Genomic DNA, 13,650 nt, shown 5'->3' with positions numbered 1-13,650 from the left:
GCCATCCGAACTGGCTTGCGCCAGCCCTGCCAACCGACAGATGCCCAACTGTGATCTGTCGAGATGCACCTCCCGAATCACCGGCATATCCCTCTTCACACAGCTGTACCAGGCATGTCAAGATGCCTGCCAGGACTTTCCCGGAAATCGTCCGGATATGCGCGAAGGCCGGTCTGACATCACGTCAGACCGGCCTTCGTCGGCGGGTTTTGCGGATCAGCGCCCGGGGTAGCCGGGCCACGGCTGCTGCGGCGGCGGCTGCCCCTGCCAGCCCTGCGCGGGCGGCTGCGTCCCGTAGGCGTAGCCCGGACCGGCCTGCGAGGGGTACGGCGGCGGGGGCACCGGCGGGTACGGCCCGGTCGCCGGCCGGCCCTGGCCGCCCGCCTCGCGGTCGTAGAACGGCCGTGCGTTGGCGCGCATCCAGAGCGCCACCGGGTCGTACTCGTCCCCCATCGCCACCGTGGAGACGGCCAGCCCCTCCGGCGCGACCGCGATCGCCCGCTGCATCAGCGCCCGGACGGCCTCCACGGTCGGCGGCGAACTCTCGTACAGGTCCAGCCCGATGGCCAGGTAGGGCTCCCCCACCGAGGGCTGCACCCAGGCCCGGCGGAGCGAGCGGACCGCTCGCACCTCGACCGCCTGCCGCTCCAGCAGCGCGAAGAACTGCTGCGCCGGCACCTGGGGCTCACTCAGCTTCAGCGGCCCGGCCGGCAGCCGGTCCAGTCCGGCCGCGATCCGCCGCAGGTCCGCCCAGGGCACCCCGACGCCGCCGCCCGGGGCGTGCGGATTCAGCCAGAGGCCCCAGCGGGTCCGGTAGAGCGAGGCGGCGATCTCGCGCCCGGAGATCACTTCGTGCGCCCGCGTCCAGCCGGAGGCCGCGAGCTGCTCGGGCGAGGTGACCGCCGGCGCGTAGCCGTGGCCGCTGATCTCCATGTTCCCGTACTGGGCGTCCGGGCTCCCCGGCGTCCCGTGCCAGAGCAGCATCCAGACCTGGCCGTCGGCCAGCGCCTGCAGCAGCGCCTCGTACGCCTCCCAGCGTTCCGGCGCGACCTCGCGCAGGGCGTGCTCCAGGGCCCTCGGATCCGCGCCGGGGCGCCCGGCGGGTGCCTGGCCCCAGGGCCCCGGTGCACCGCCCGCTACCGCTCCCGCACTCATGCGCCCACCTCGCTGCGCCTCTTCTTCCCTCACCTGGCCGCCGGCCGCGGCGGAGTGTCTGCACGCACCCTATGGGGCGCCACCGACCACCGCCATGCCGACGTGCCTGCCTGGCCCCTCCGACCCTTGCGCGGGCCGCCCGACCGCGGGCGGGGAGGGGTGCGTCACATCCGTGTGTAGAACGGCTGGACCCGGTTGAGCAACCACTCGACCACGGGGTCCTCCGCGAGGTCGAGCAGCACGAGGTGGACGCCGCCCGGCAGCGGCGCGGTTCCCAGGGCCCGGCCCAGCGCCCCGTTCACCGCGGCCGGGTCGGCCGGGGCCGCCGGGTCCAGCTGGACGCCGACGAACATCACGGTGGGCTCGCCCTCGACACTGGCCAGCGCCCGCCGGGCGGTCAGCACGCCCGGCAGCGCCGAGAGCTCCGAGCGGCAGGCGGCCAGGAAGGCCTCCGGGTCCTCGCCGGGCACCGGCTCGCGCAGCGCCACCCGCCCGCCGGTCGGCGCGTCCGGGGCCTCCCAGCGGTCGTCACGGGGCCCGCGCCGCAGCTCGGCCACGCCCTGCGGCGGCACCGGGATGCCGACCGCCGCCTCCGGGTTCACCGCGATGCCCACGCCCAGCGGCAGTCCGCGGGCGAACTCCCAGACCGGCGCGATCGCGAAGGGCATCCCCGGGGCCTGCTGCAGGAACACCTCCTGCGAGGAGAAGACCGGCACGTACGGGTCACCGGCCAGCTCGATGGTCGGCAGGTCCAGTGCCTGGCCCTGCGGGTCGGCCCCGGCCGGCAGCGGGATCCACACCTGGCTGCGGGCCAGCACCTCGATCACCCGCGGGGTCGCGCCCGGATCGCCGAGCGCGGCGGTGAGCACCTGCTCCAGCTCGTTGGCGGGCCACCCGCCGCCCGGCGGCGCCGACTCCGGGCCGCCCCACCCCTGCTGCTGCTCCACCGGGTACCCCATGTGCCCCTAGTACCGCCTCACTGGCTCGTCGACGCGTGCAGCCTAGCGGGCCGACCGGGGCCCCTCTCCCGCCCGGGCGCCGGACGTGCCATGATGTGCGCGGCCACGCGTTCCCGCGGCGGCCGCTCCCAAACTCCATACCGGCCGCTCGAACCCGCGCGGGAGAGTCCGGAGTGCCCCCGACGGGCGGCACAGCCGGCGCCGAAGGAGCAAGTCCTCCCCGGAATCTCTCAGGCCCCCCTACCGCACGGGTTAGGCAGATCTGGAAAGCGGCGCACGGCCATGTCGCGCGCCCACCCACGGTGCAAGCCGCCATGCTGTCCTGTTAGCTGGAAACAGCTGCGGGCCCGTGTTGCGGTGAAGCTCTCAGGTTCGACGACAGATGGGGAGACCCAGCCGCCGCATGCCCGCGCGCAGGCCAGGTCCCTCCCCGAGCGGGGGCCGGTCCGGCGTGCGCACCCCTGAGTGCCCAGACCGAGGAGTTCCAGGCCATGTCGTCCCTCCGCCTCACCGCGCTCGACGCGCTGCACCGCCGTCTCGGCGCCACCATGACCGACTTCGCCGGCTGGGACATGCCGCTGCGTTACGGCAGCGAGCGCGAGGAGCACCTCGCCGTCCGCACCAAGGCCGGTCTGTTCGACCTCTCCCACATGGGCGAGATCACCGTCACCGGCCCGCAGGCCGGCGAGATGCTGGACCACGCGCTGGTCGGCTTCGTCTCCGCGCTCGGCGTGCTCCGCGCCCGCTACACCATGATCTGCGCCGAGGACGGCGGCATCCTGGACGACCTGATCGTCTACCGCCTGCGCGAGGACGCCTTCCTGGTCGTCGCCAACGCCTCCAACGCCCAGCTGGTGCTCGACGAGCTGATCGCCCGCGCCAAGGGCTACGACGCCGTCGTCACCGACGACCGCGACACCTACGCGCTGATCGCCGTCCAGGGCCCGGAGGCCACCGGCATCCTGGCCGCCACCACCGAGGCCGACCTGCCCGGCCTCAAGTACTACGCCATCCTCCCGGCCCAGGTGGCCGGCCGCGACGTGCTGCTCGCCCGCACCGGCTACACCGGCGAGGACGGCTTCGAGATCTTCTGCAACCCGGGCGACGCCGAGCAGGTCTGGAACGCCCTGACCGAGGCCGGCGCCGAGCGCGGCCTCGTCCCCTGCGGCCTGTCCTGCCGCGACACGCTGCGCCTGGAGGCCGGCATGCCGCTGTACGGGCACGAGCTCTCCACCGAGCTGACCCCGTTCGACGCCGGCCTCGGCCGGGTGGTCCGCTTCGACAAGACCACCAACGACGGCGCGTTCGTCGGCCGGAAGGCGCTGGAGAAGGCCGCCGCCGAGGCCGAGGCCAACCCGCCGCGGGTGCTGGTCGGCCTGGTCTCCGAGGGCAAGCGGGTGCCGCGCGCCGAGTACACCGTGGTCTCCACCGAGGGCGAGCCGATCGGCCGGATCACCTCCGGCGCCCCCTCCCCCACGCTGGGCAAGCCGATCGCGATCGCGTACGTGGACGCGGCGCACGCCGCCCCCGGCACCACCGTCGCGGTGGACGTGCGCGGCAAGCACGAGCCGGTCCAGGTCGTGGCGCTGCCGTTCTACAAGCGCGCCCGCTGACCCCTTCCCCCTTCCCGAGGCGTGTCCGGCCGACGGGCCGCTTCGTCGTACCCGCTTCCCATCCTGGAGAATGACGCCATGAGCAACCCCCAGCACCTGCAGTACACCAAGGAGCACGAGTGGCTGACCGCCGCCGAGGACGGTGTCTCCACGGTCGGCATCACCGCCCACGCGGCCGACGCGCTCGGTGACATCGTCTACGTGCAGCTGCCCGAGGTCGGCGACACCGTGACCGCCGGTGAGACCTGTGGCGAGCTGGAGTCGACCAAGTCGGTCAGCGACCTGTACTCCCCGGTCACCGGTGAGGTCACCGAGGTCAACCAGGACGTCCTGGACGACAACTCGCTGGTCAACAGCGCCCCGTTCGAGGGCGGCTGGCTGTTCAAGGTGCGCGTCGAGGCCACCGACGAGCTGCTGAGCGCCGCCGAGTACGACGCGCTGACCAACCCGCAGGCCTGAGCCCCCGCCGGGGCGGCCGCCGCACCGCGGCCGCCCCGGCGCCGGCCCCGCCCTCCCGTACTCCCTCCTCCCGGGAAGACCACACCATGACGGTTCTCAACCAGTCCCTGCACGCCCTCGACCCGGAGATCGCCGCCGCGGTCGACGCCGAGCTGCACCGCCAGCAGACCACCCTGGAAATGATCGCCTCCGAGAACTTCGCCCCGGTGGCGGTCATGGAGGCCCAGGGTTCGGTGCTGACCAACAAGTACGCCGAGGGCTACCCCGGCCGCCGCTACTACGGCGGCTGCGAGCACGTCGACGTCGTCGAGCAGATCGCGATCGACCGGATCAAGGCCCTGTTCGGCGCCGAGCACGCCAACGTCCAGCCGCACTCCGGCGCGCAGGCCAACGCCGCCGCCATGTTCGCCCTGATCCAGCCGGGCGACACCATCCTGGGCCTGAGCCTGGCCCACGGCGGCCACCTGACCCACGGCATGAAGATCAACTTCTCCGGCAAGCTCTACAACGTGGCCGCGTACCACGTGGACGAGAAGTCCGGCCAGGTCGACATGGCCGAGGTCGAGCGCCTCGCCAAGGAGCACCAGCCGAAGCTGATCATCGCCGGCTGGTCCGCCTACCCGCGCCAGCTGGACTTCGCCGAGTTCCGCCGCATCGCGGACGAGGTCGGCGCCCTGCTGATGGTCGACATGGCGCACTTCGCCGGCCTGGTCGCCGCGGGCCTGCACCCCAACCCGGTGCCGTTCGCGGACGTGGTCACCACCACCACCCACAAGACCCTGGGCGGCCCGCGCGGCGGCGTCATCCTCTCCAAGGCCGAGTGGGCCAAGAAGATCAACTCCGCGGTCTTCCCCGGCCAGCAGGGCGGTCCGCTGGAGCACGTGATCGCCGGCAAGGCGGTCGCCTTCAAGGTCGCGGCCTCGGAGGAGTTCAAGGAGCGCCAGCAGCGCACCCTGGACGGTGCCCGCATCCTCGCCGAGCGCCTGCTCCGGGCGGACGTCGCCGAGGCCGGTGCCTCCGTGCTCTCCGGCGGCACCGACGTGCACCTGGTCCTGGTCGACCTGCGCAACAGCCAGCTCGACGGCCAGCAGGCCGAGGACCGCCTGCACGAGGTCGGCATCACGGTCAACCGCAACGCCATCCCGAACGACCCGCGCCCGCCGATGGTCACCTCCGGCCTGCGGATCGGCACCCCGGCGCTGGCCACCCGCGGCTTCCAGGCGGAGGACTTCCGCGAGGTCGCCGACATCATCGCCGAGGCCCTGAAGCCGGCCTTCGACGAGACCGTCGCCGCCGCGCTGAAGGCCCGGGTCACCGCCCTCGCCGAGAAGTACCCGCTGTACCCGAACCTCTGACCCGACCGTTCGGGCCCAGGTGACCGGCCTCACCCCGCCGCGCCACCCGCAGTTTCCGGGGCACCGCGCACACTGGACAGTGCGCGCGGTGCCCCGTCCCGTGTCGGTCCCCTGCCCGCCAGCCCCCCGCCTGCCTGTCCTTCCACGAGACCAGACAAGGACGTCCTCCGTGGCCATCAGCGTCTTCGACCTCTTCTCCATCGGCATCGGCCCGTCGAGCTCCCACACCGTCGGCCCGATGCGCGCCGCCCGGATGTTCGCCCGCCGCCTGAAGTCGGAGGGCCTGCTGACGGACGTGGCGGGCGTGCGCGCCGAGCTGTTCGGCTCGCTCGGCGCCACCGGCCACGGCCACGGCACCCCCAAGGCGGTGCTGCTGGGCCTGGAGAACAACTCCCCGCGCACCGTCGACGTCGACCAGGCCGACCTGGACGTCGAGCGGATCACCGCCGAGAAGCGGATCCACCTGCTCGGCAGCCACGCCATCGACTTCGACCCCGACACCCAGCTGATCCTGCACCGGCGCCGCTCGCTCCCGTACCACGCCAACGGCATGACCCTGTGGGCCTTCGCCACCGACGGCTCCACCCTGCTGGAGAAGACCTACTACTCGGTCGGCGGCGGTTTCGTGGTCGACGAGGACGCCATCGGCGCCGAGCGGGTCAAGCCCGACGACACGGCGCTCCGCTACCCCTTCCGCACCGGCGAGGAGCTGCTGCGCCTCACCAGGGAGACCGGCCTGTCCATCTCCGGCCTGATGCTGGAGAACGAGAAGGCCTGGCGCACCGAGGAGGAGATCCGGGCCGGCCTGCTGGAGATCTGGCGCGTGATGCAGGAGTGCGTCCGCGCCGGCATGTCCCGCGAGGGCATCCTGCCCGGCGGCCTCAAGGTCCGCCGCCGCGCCGCCACGGGCGCCCGCGCGCTGCGCGCCGAGGGCATCGGCCCGGCCAACGCGATGGAGTGGGTGACCCTCTACGCGATGGCGGTCAACGAGGAGAACGCCTCCGGCCGCCGGGTGGTCACCGCGCCCACCAACGGCGCGGCCGGCATCATCCCCGCCGTTCTGCACTACTACCTGAACTTCATCCCGGGCGCCGACGAGGACGGCATCGTCCGCTTCCTCCTCGCGGCCGGTGCGATCGGCATGCTCTTCAAGGAGAACGCCTCCATCTCCGGCGCCGAGGTCGGCTGCCAGGGCGAGGTGGGCTCCGCCTGCTCGATGGCGGCCGGCGGCCTCGCCGAGGTCCTCGGCGGCAGCCCCGAGCAGGTCGAGAACGCCGCCGAGATCGGCATCGAGCACAACCTCGGCCTCACCTGCGACCCGGTCGGCGGCCTGGTCCAGATCCCCTGCATCGAGCGCAACGGCATGGCCTCCGTGAAGGCCGTCACCGCGGCCCGGATGGCGCTGCGCGGCGACGGCCGGCACCACGTCTCCCTCGACAAGGCGATCAAGACCATGAAGGAGACCGGTGCGGACATGAAGATCAAGTACAAGGAGACCTCGCGCGGCGGCCTCGCCGTGAACGTCATCGAGTGCTGACGCCGGCGGCCTTACCCGGCCGTTCTCGCACCCGTACCCCTCGACCCGAGCCCCCGGAGCGCCCACGCGCCCGGGGGCTCGGGCGTGCGGTCGGCCGCTCGCACCGGGCGCCGGTCTACGCCCCGGCCCCGGGTCCGGGTCCGGCTCCGGCTCCGGTGATCAGCTCGGCCACGTCGGCGAACAGGCGGTCCCCCAGGGCGGCGGCCGCCGGGGAGAGGGTGTCCATGGTGAGGAAGCCGTGCACCACGCCCGGCTCCCGGCGGTGCCGGACCGGCACGCCGGCGGCCGCCAGCACCGCGGCGTAGGCGTCGCCCTCGTCGCGCAGCGGGTCGTGCTCGGCGGTGACCACGACCGCGGGCGGCAGCCCCGTGTGGTCGGCGGCGCGCAGCGGGCTGACCGCCGGGTCGGCGCGCAGCGCCGGGTCCGGCACCCACCCCTCGACGCCCCAGGCCAGGTCGTCGGCGGAGAGCCCCCAGCCGGTGCCCTTCTCCCGCACGCTGGGGTGGGAGAGGGTCAGGTCGGTGTTGGGGTAGGCGAGCACCTGGCCCTGCGGGAGCGGGCCGCCCTCGTCCCGCAGCCGCAGGCAGGCCAACGCGGCGAGGTGGCCACCGGCGCTGTCGCCCATGACGATCAGCGGCTCGCCGCCCCGGACCTGCTCGGCGGCGGCCCACCGGACGGCGTCCACCGCGTCGTCGACCGCGGCCGGCGCGGGGTGCTCCGGCGCGCGGCGGTAGTCGACGGCCACCACCACCGCACCGGTGGCCAGGGCCAGCCGGCGGCAGAGCCGGTCGTGCGAGTCCAGGTCACCGATGGTCCACATGCCCCCGTGCAGGAACACCACCACCCCGTGCGGGCGGGGCGCGGGCCGGTACAGGCGGACGGGCAGCCCGCGCCGACCCACCGCCGCCTCCCGGACCTCCGCGACCTCGGGCCCCACCGGGCGGCTCCGCACCCGGAGCCGCTGGGCCGCGCGCACCGCCTCCGCGCCCGACTCCCGCGCCGTCGGCCCGGTGTCACGGCGGACGGCCTCGACGAAGGCGGCCAGTTCGGCGTCGGCGAGCCCCTCGGGCGACAGCTCCTGCTCAGTGATCCCCACGGCCGCATGCTAGCCCGCCACCACGCCAGGGGTAGTACAGATGTCTCATACGAATGTCTTGCACAAACGTACAACTCCGGGCTATGGTTCTACTCGTCAACCACACGAGGGGGAACCACCATGAACACCACCGCCGAGCCGACCACCGCGACCGCCGTCCGCTCCGAGCTGCTGATCGACGGCCGCCGGCTCTCCTACCTGGACTTCGGGGGCACTGGCCGCCCGCTGGTCGCGCTGCACGGCCACCTCTCCGAGGGCGCCACCTTCGCCGACCTCGCCCGGGCTCTCGGCCCCGAGTGGCGGGTCATCGCCCCGGACCAGCGCGGCCAGGGCGAGTCCGACCGCACCGCCGACTACGACCGCGAGGGCTACCTCGCCGACCTGGCCACCCTCCTGGACCACCTGGGCCTGGACCGGACCGTCCTGCTCGGCCACTCGCTCGGCGCCGTCAACGCCTACCAGTTCGCCGCCCGCCACCCCGAGCGGGTCGACGCCCTCGTCAACGCCGAGGGTCCGGCCGCGCTCGGCCTGGACGGCTCGAACCCGTTCGGCTTCCTGCTGAACCTCCCGTACGACGCCCCCACCCGCGAGGCGCTCGTCGCCGGCCTCGGCCCGGCCGCGCCCTACTTCGCCGACCGCCTGCGGCAGAACGCCGACGGCAGCTGGCGGCTGCCCTTCCACCCCCAGGAGATGTACCGGTCCGAGGACGCGGTGCACGGCGACCACTGGGCCGACTGGACGGCCACCGACTGCCCCGCCCTGCTGGTCCACGGGACCAGGGGCGTCATCCCGGCCGAGCAGGTCCGCGCCATGGTCGAGCGCCGCCCGGGCACCACGGCCGTCGAGCTGGACGCCGACCACCTCGTGTACACCACCGCCCCCGGGGCCTTCGCCGAGGCCGTCCGCGCCTTCCTCGCCACCCTCTGACCGACCGCCCGCCAGGGGTGGCGGTCGCCGTACCCGCCTGGTGACCGTCCGTAAAGTCCTTGACTCCGAGTGAGCCCCTCGTCTTAACGTGCCATGCAGCAGGCGATCATCCAGGGGGAACAGATGACGAACCAGCAGGTCTCCGACCCGGAGCCGGCAACGCAGTCCGCCGCCTACTGGACGGGAGCGGCCCACGCGGCCCTCATGGCGTTCATCCGGGCCCGGCGGGCCGACCTCGGCTTCACCGAACCGCAGTTCTGGCTGCTGCGCCTCCTGTCGGCACAGGACCTCTCACCCGACGGCCGTGGCCTTACCGTCCCCGAGCTCCGGAAGGCGCTGCGCGCCCACCTCGGCCCCGGGGTCGAGCCGGGAGCGGAGGCGGCGCCCCTGGTGGAGCTCGGCTGGCTCAGGAGCGACGACGCGGGTCGGCTGTGGATCACCGAGGCGGGCGAGGCCGCCCGCGCCGACCTCGTCGAACACGCCCCGGCCGTCCGCGAACGGATCCTCCGGGGCATCGACGACGCCGACTGGTCCACCACCGTGAGAGTGCTGCACCAACTGATCCGGAACGTCGGCGGCCGCCTCGCCTGAGAGTGCGTCCGCCATCCCGCAGCCCGACCGGCTGGCCGGCCGAGTTTACATCGATCATGAATAATCTCAGGTTCGGGCGTTAGCCTATGCAAATTCCAAAGGTGAACAAGGTTACGAGCCTTGCAATCCAAGCTTCCCGGTTTGCCCACATGCTGAGATCCGTGCGATAGTCGAGGCAGCCCGACGGTGGGCGCCCGCGAGACGTCCTCGCGCCCCCGCCGCAGGCGCACCGACTACGGCTGGCCCGACCTGGCACGGCCGTCGCCCATCGCGCGGCACGCACCCCCTTGGCCGGCGCGATGACTTGCAGGGGCCCCCAGCCGCCGACACCACGGCGCATCGGGGGCCCTGCGCGTTTCCCGGGCCCGGCGCCCTCGGCGGCCGCACTCCCCGGGCCCGGCGCCCTCGGCGGCCCCGCGCCGGTCAGGACCGCTCGCGCACCTTCAGCTCGAACCAGACACCCTTGCCGCGCGGCAGCAGGTCGGCGCCCCAGCGGTCCGCGAGGTCGTCGACGATCCGGAGCCCCCGCCCGCCGTCGGTCGGCGGCAGCGGCTCGGCCAGGATCAGACAGGGCAGCGCCCGCGAGGAGTCCCGCACCTCCACCCGCAGCCAGCCGGGCTTCCGGGTCACCTGGAGGCCGATGGTCCGCCCGGCGGCGTGCCGCACCGCGTTGGCGACCAGCTCCCCGGTGAGGAGCTCGCCGACCTCCAACTGCTGGTGCAGCTCCCAGGACTCCAGCACCGAGAGCACCAGCCGGCGGGCCACCGGACCGGACTCCGGCCGCGACGGCAACCGCACCTCGCCCGCCTCGGACTGGTCGCACAGCCTGCCGGAATACATCTGCTCCAGCTCCTCCGAGCTGAGTCGCTCCAGGGCCTCCAGCGCGCCCGGGAAGCACGCCGGCGACGCGTCGGCGACCAGGCTCGCCCCGGGAAGTGATGACTGATCTGTTTCGCCCCAACCCGCCATGCGACCCATCATTGCGGAACGCAAGCAGCCGCGTACGGACAATGAGCAAACGATCACCGTTCGAACGGCATATGCCGCGTGCAACCCGGGCCCGGAGGCCGTCAAGCCCGGGTTGCCGCGAACGGCCTCCTACCAGGCACTCCAGCCCAGGTTCCAACCGCTCAGACCGTTGTCCGGCTCGACCTGGCCGCGCGTGGAATTCTGCACCTTCACCACGTCCCCGACGATCGAACCGTCGTAGAACTTGCCCATCGACGTCGAGTCGCCGCCGCCCTTGACGTCCTTCAGACCGACGCAGCCGTGGCTGACGTTGTCCTCGCCGAACACGTCGCTCCAGTAGTTGCCGTGGATGTACGTGCCGGAGGTGGTCAGCCGCATCGAGTGCGGCACCTGCAGGTCGTACGGGGCGCCGGTCATGCCGGGCAGGGTGCTGGACTGCATGCGCACCACCCCCTCCTTCGACATGATCACCATGGTGCCGTTCCAGGTCGGGTGGTCCGGCGCGCCGGAGGTGATGTCGATGACGGAGGACTGCCCGTCGCGCACCACCGTCATCTGGTGGGTCTTGGCGTCAACCGTCGAGACCTGGGATCGCCCGATCGTGAAGGGCTCGTCCCGGTCCACGCCCCCGTAGACCCCCGGCGCGATCTCCACGCTCTTCAGCCGGTAGTGCACGGTCACCTTGGTGCCCGGCTTCCAGTACTCGGACGGACGGAAGTCCAGCCGGCGGTCGCCGAACCAGTGGCCCTTCACCACGGTGCCGTTGTCGGTCTCGAAGGTGATGCCCTTGGCGACGGCGTCCTTGTTCTTGACGTCCCGGTCGAAGTCCACCGAGACGATCATGCCGACGCCGTAGGTGGCGTTGTCCTCGACGTTGTCGCTGGCCTTCGCCTCCCGCTCCGGCGTGAGCGTGGTGAAGCTGCTGTCCGCCGTGGCGACCACGCCGTTGGCGTCCGCCGCCATGGCGCTCACCTGGTAGGCGGTGCCGACCGCGAGGCCGGCGGACGGGGTCCAGCTGCCCCCGTCGGCGGCGATGGTGCCGGCGACCTCCTTGCCGGTCTTGTCGCTCACCTTGACGGTGGTGAGCTTGCCGCCCGCGACGGCGACCTTCAGCGCGCCGTTCGGGGCGACGTCCACCGAGCCGCTCTTCGGCTGGATGTCCACCACCGCGGCCGACGCCTTCGGCGTGGCGGCGGCGGACGGTGCGGCCGATCCGCCCGCGGCGGACGCCGATGCGGTCGACGCGGCCCCCGCGGCCGCGCCACCCCCCAGTTCGGCCTTGGCCGCGCTCCCGCTGCCGCCGCCGCTACAGGCGCTGGTCAGCACCAGCGCACCGCCGACAATGCCGGCGGCCATGACCTTGCGTATCGACCTCACGTCGACTCCCTCCCTCGATCCCGCCCGTGGTCCCGGCGGGGTCCGACAGATACACGCCGCGGCCAACGGAAAGGTTGCGCCATTCGAGCGGTAATTACCCCATGAATGACGACCGGCCCGACCCCAACGAGTGAGGATCGGGCCGGTCGTTACCGAACCGGGACTGGCCGGGGGCCGCGCCGGGTAGGGCCTACCAGTTGGCCCAGTTGATGTTCCAGCCGCTCAGCCCGTTGTCCGGGGAGACCGTCTTCTCCTTCGAGTTCACGACCTTGACCACGTCGCCGATCATCGAGTCGTTGAAGAACTTGCCCGCCACCGAGGCGTCGCTGCCCTCCTTGGTGTCCTGCATCGAGATGCAGCCGTGGCTGGCGTTGGTCTTGCCGAACGGGTTCGCCCAGTAATTGCCGTGCACGAACGTGCCGGAGGTGGTGAGACGCATCGCGTGCGGAACGTCCGGGATGTCGTACTCGCCGCCGAGGCCGACGGTCTGCGAGTTCATCCGGGTGACCTTCTCCTTGCTGGAGATCACCATCACGCCGTTCCAGGACGGGTTCTTCTCGTCGCCGAGGGTCACCGGCACGGTGTGGCTCTGGCCGTCCCGGACCACCGTCATCTGGTGGCTGGCCGAGTCGGCGGTGGAGACCTGCGAGCGGCCGATGGTGAACGGCTCGTCCTTGTCCACGTCGCCGTAGACGCCGGGGGCGACCTCGACGTTCTTCAGGCGGTACTTGATGGTGACCTTGGTGCCCGGCTTCCAGTACTCGGACGGACGGAAGTCCAGCCGGCGGCTGCCGAACCAGTGGCCCTTCACCTCGGTGCCGTTGCTGGTCTCGAAGGAGATCCCCTTGACCACGGCGTCCTTGTTCTTGACGTCCTTGTTGAAGACCACCGAGACGATCATGCCGACGCCGTAGGTGGCGTTGTCGGTGATGTTGTCGTTGGTGGAGACCTTCTTCTCGGGCGTCAGCGTGGTGAACGAGGTCGTGGACGCGGCCACCAGGCCCTCGGCGTCCTTGGCCTGCGCGTTCACCTTGTAGGCCATGCCGACGGTGAGCGGCGCGCTGGGCTTCCAGCCGGTGCCGTCCGCGGAGATCGCCCCGGCGACCGGCTTGCCCTCCTTGTCGGTCACCTCGACCGTGGTGAGCGTGCCGCCCGCCACCGACACGTTCAGCGCGTTGGTCGGCGCGACGTCCTGCGCGCCGTCCTTCGGCTCGACGGTCAGCACGGCGGCCGAGGTCTTCGGCGCGGCCGAGCTCTGGCCCGGCGCCGGGGCGTCGGTGCCGCCCGCCCCCGCGGTCGCGGCGGCGTCGCCACCGCCCTTGTTGCCGTCCCCGCCGTCGTTGCAGGCCGCTGTGAGCAGCAGCACGCCGCCCATCGCCAGTGCCACCGCTCCGCGGCGCATCCGGCCGCTGCGGCGGTTGGTGGTGGTGTGTATCGCGGCGTCGGCCGCCCTAACCGGCTTCACGGTCTCTCCCCTCCCGGTGTCCATCCTGATGGACGCGCGTGTGCCCGGACGGGTTGCACCGAACCGGCGATCTACCTGCGCCGGGCTTCGGCGCAAAATGCAGGATAACTAAGCCGAATGAGTGAAACCTGGGGGGAGGTAGGTGAA

At 72.5% G+C, this 13,650-nt stretch carries 12 protein-coding genes and 1 riboswitch; of the genes, 6 read left to right on the top strand and 6 right to left on the bottom strand.

Going from position 1 to position 13,650, the window contains the following annotated elements:
• Positions 1-216 precede the first annotated feature (216 nt).
• Together RMN57_RS25255 and RMN57_RS25250 are read right to left on the bottom strand one after the other, a co-directional pair.
• Entirely contained in the window at positions 217-1,155 is a 939-nt protein-coding gene (locus RMN57_RS25255; protein ID WP_313765605.1) for an enhanced serine sensitivity protein SseB C-terminal domain-containing protein, read from the bottom strand.
• 164 nt (positions 1,156-1,319) lie between these two features.
• Positions 1,320-2,114, bottom strand: coding sequence for an enhanced serine sensitivity protein SseB C-terminal domain-containing protein (locus RMN57_RS25250; protein WP_313765604.1), 795 nt, complete (start codon positions 2,112-2,114; stop codon positions 1,320-1,322).
• Between the two features lie 149 nt (positions 2,115-2,263).
• Positions 2,264-2,370: riboswitch (glycine riboswitch) on the top strand.
• Positions 2,371-2,605: 235 nt separating this feature from the next.
• Between RMN57_RS25250 and gcvT the strand changes: the two genes are divergently transcribed.
• The 4 genes from gcvT (at position 2,606) to RMN57_RS25230 (ending at position 7,078) form a co-directional block, all read left to right on the top strand.
• The gene (gene gcvT, locus RMN57_RS25245) at positions 2,606-3,727 is read left to right on the top strand and encodes a glycine cleavage system aminomethyltransferase GcvT (RefSeq protein ID WP_313765603.1); all 1,122 of its coding nucleotides are present in this window, start codon (positions 2,606-2,608) and stop codon (positions 3,725-3,727) included.
• Positions 3,728-3,805: 78 nt separating this feature from the next.
• Complete coding sequence (gene gcvH, locus RMN57_RS25240; RefSeq protein WP_238865125.1) at positions 3,806-4,186, top strand: glycine cleavage system protein GcvH; 381 nt, start codon at positions 3,806-3,808, stop codon at positions 4,184-4,186.
• An 86-nt stretch (positions 4,187-4,272) separates the two neighbouring features.
• Positions 4,273-5,541, top strand: a complete 1,269-nt coding sequence (glyA, locus tag RMN57_RS25235) for a serine hydroxymethyltransferase (RefSeq protein ID WP_313765602.1) — start codon at positions 4,273-4,275, stop codon at positions 5,539-5,541.
• A gap of 169 nt (positions 5,542-5,710) precedes the next feature.
• Positions 5,711-7,078 carry an L-serine ammonia-lyase gene (locus RMN57_RS25230; RefSeq protein WP_313765601.1) on the top strand — a complete coding sequence of 456 codons (1,368 nt, stop codon included), beginning with the start codon at positions 5,711-5,713 and terminating at the stop codon, positions 7,076-7,078.
• A gap of 115 nt (positions 7,079-7,193) precedes the next feature.
• Here the strand turns inward: RMN57_RS25230 and RMN57_RS25225 are convergent, their stop codons facing one another.
• Complete coding sequence (locus tag RMN57_RS25225) at positions 7,194-8,174, bottom strand: alpha/beta hydrolase (protein WP_313765600.1); 981 nt, start codon at positions 8,172-8,174, stop codon at positions 7,194-7,196.
• A gap of 120 nt (positions 8,175-8,294) precedes the next feature.
• On the opposite strand from RMN57_RS25225, the gene RMN57_RS25220 reads away from it, so the two are divergent.
• Together RMN57_RS25220 and RMN57_RS25215 are read left to right on the top strand one after the other, a co-directional pair.
• Positions 8,295-9,101, top strand: a complete 807-nt coding sequence (locus RMN57_RS25220; RefSeq protein WP_313765599.1) for an alpha/beta hydrolase — start codon at positions 8,295-8,297, stop codon at positions 9,099-9,101.
• Between the two features lie 123 nt (positions 9,102-9,224).
• Complete coding sequence (locus RMN57_RS25215; protein WP_313765598.1) at positions 9,225-9,692, top strand: MarR family winged helix-turn-helix transcriptional regulator; 468 nt, start codon at positions 9,225-9,227, stop codon at positions 9,690-9,692.
• Between the two features lie 423 nt (positions 9,693-10,115).
• Here RMN57_RS25215 and RMN57_RS25210 read toward each other — a convergent pair whose 3' ends face one another.
• The 3 genes from RMN57_RS25210 to RMN57_RS25200 all read right to left on the bottom strand — a co-directional run bounded on the left by RMN57_RS25210 (position 10,116) and on the right by RMN57_RS25200 (position 13,440).
• The gene (locus RMN57_RS25210; protein ID WP_313765597.1) at positions 10,116-10,661 is read right to left on the bottom strand and encodes an ATP-binding protein; all 546 of its coding nucleotides are present in this window, start codon (positions 10,659-10,661) and stop codon (positions 10,116-10,118) included.
• Positions 10,662-10,790: 129 nt separating this feature from the next.
• Positions 10,791-12,038 (bottom strand): Ig-like domain-containing protein, encoded by a 1,248-nt coding sequence (locus tag RMN57_RS25205; RefSeq protein WP_313765596.1) that lies wholly within the window; start codon positions 12,036-12,038, stop codon positions 10,791-10,793.
• 190 nt (positions 12,039-12,228) lie between these two features.
• Positions 12,229-13,440 (bottom strand): Ig-like domain-containing protein, encoded by a 1,212-nt coding sequence (locus tag RMN57_RS25200; RefSeq protein ID WP_380235907.1) that lies wholly within the window; start codon positions 13,438-13,440, stop codon positions 12,229-12,231.
• Positions 13,441-13,650: the final 210 nt, after the last annotated feature.

The sequence above is a fragment of the Kitasatospora sp. CM 4170 genome (assembly GCF_032110285.1).
Taxonomy (GTDB): domain Bacteria; phylum Actinomycetota; class Actinomycetes; order Streptomycetales; family Streptomycetaceae; genus Kitasatospora; species Kitasatospora aburaviensis.
The sequence above is the reverse complement of the archived record's forward strand: the minus strand, read 5'-3'. Positions and strand labels throughout refer to the sequence as shown.

Excerpts from the sequence above, each read along its gene's own strand:
- RMN57_RS25200 (WP_380235907.1), bottom strand. The coding sequence starts at position 13,440 with ATGCGCCGCGGAGCGGTGGCACTGGCGATGGGCGGCGTGCTGCTGCTC.
- gcvH (WP_238865125.1), top strand. The coding sequence starts at position 3,806 with ATGAGCAACCCCCAGCACCTGCAGTACACCAAGGAGCACGAGTGGCTG.
- gcvT (WP_313765603.1), top strand. The coding sequence starts at position 2,606 with ATGTCGTCCCTCCGCCTCACCGCGCTCGACGCGCTGCACCGCCGTCTC.
- RMN57_RS25210 (WP_313765597.1), bottom strand. The coding sequence starts at position 10,661 with ATGGCGGGTTGGGGCGAAACAGATCAGTCATCACTTCCCGGGGCGAGC.
- RMN57_RS25255 (WP_313765605.1), bottom strand. The coding sequence starts at position 1,155 with ATGAGTGCGGGAGCGGTAGCGGGCGGTGCACCGGGGCCCTGGGGCCAG.
- glyA (WP_313765602.1), top strand. The coding sequence starts at position 4,273 with ATGACGGTTCTCAACCAGTCCCTGCACGCCCTCGACCCGGAGATCGCC.
- RMN57_RS25250 (WP_313765604.1), bottom strand. The coding sequence starts at position 2,114 with ATGGGGTACCCGGTGGAGCAGCAGCAGGGGTGGGGCGGCCCGGAGTCG.
- RMN57_RS25220 (WP_313765599.1), top strand. The coding sequence starts at position 8,295 with ATGAACACCACCGCCGAGCCGACCACCGCGACCGCCGTCCGCTCCGAG.
- RMN57_RS25215 (WP_313765598.1), top strand. The coding sequence starts at position 9,225 with ATGACGAACCAGCAGGTCTCCGACCCGGAGCCGGCAACGCAGTCCGCC.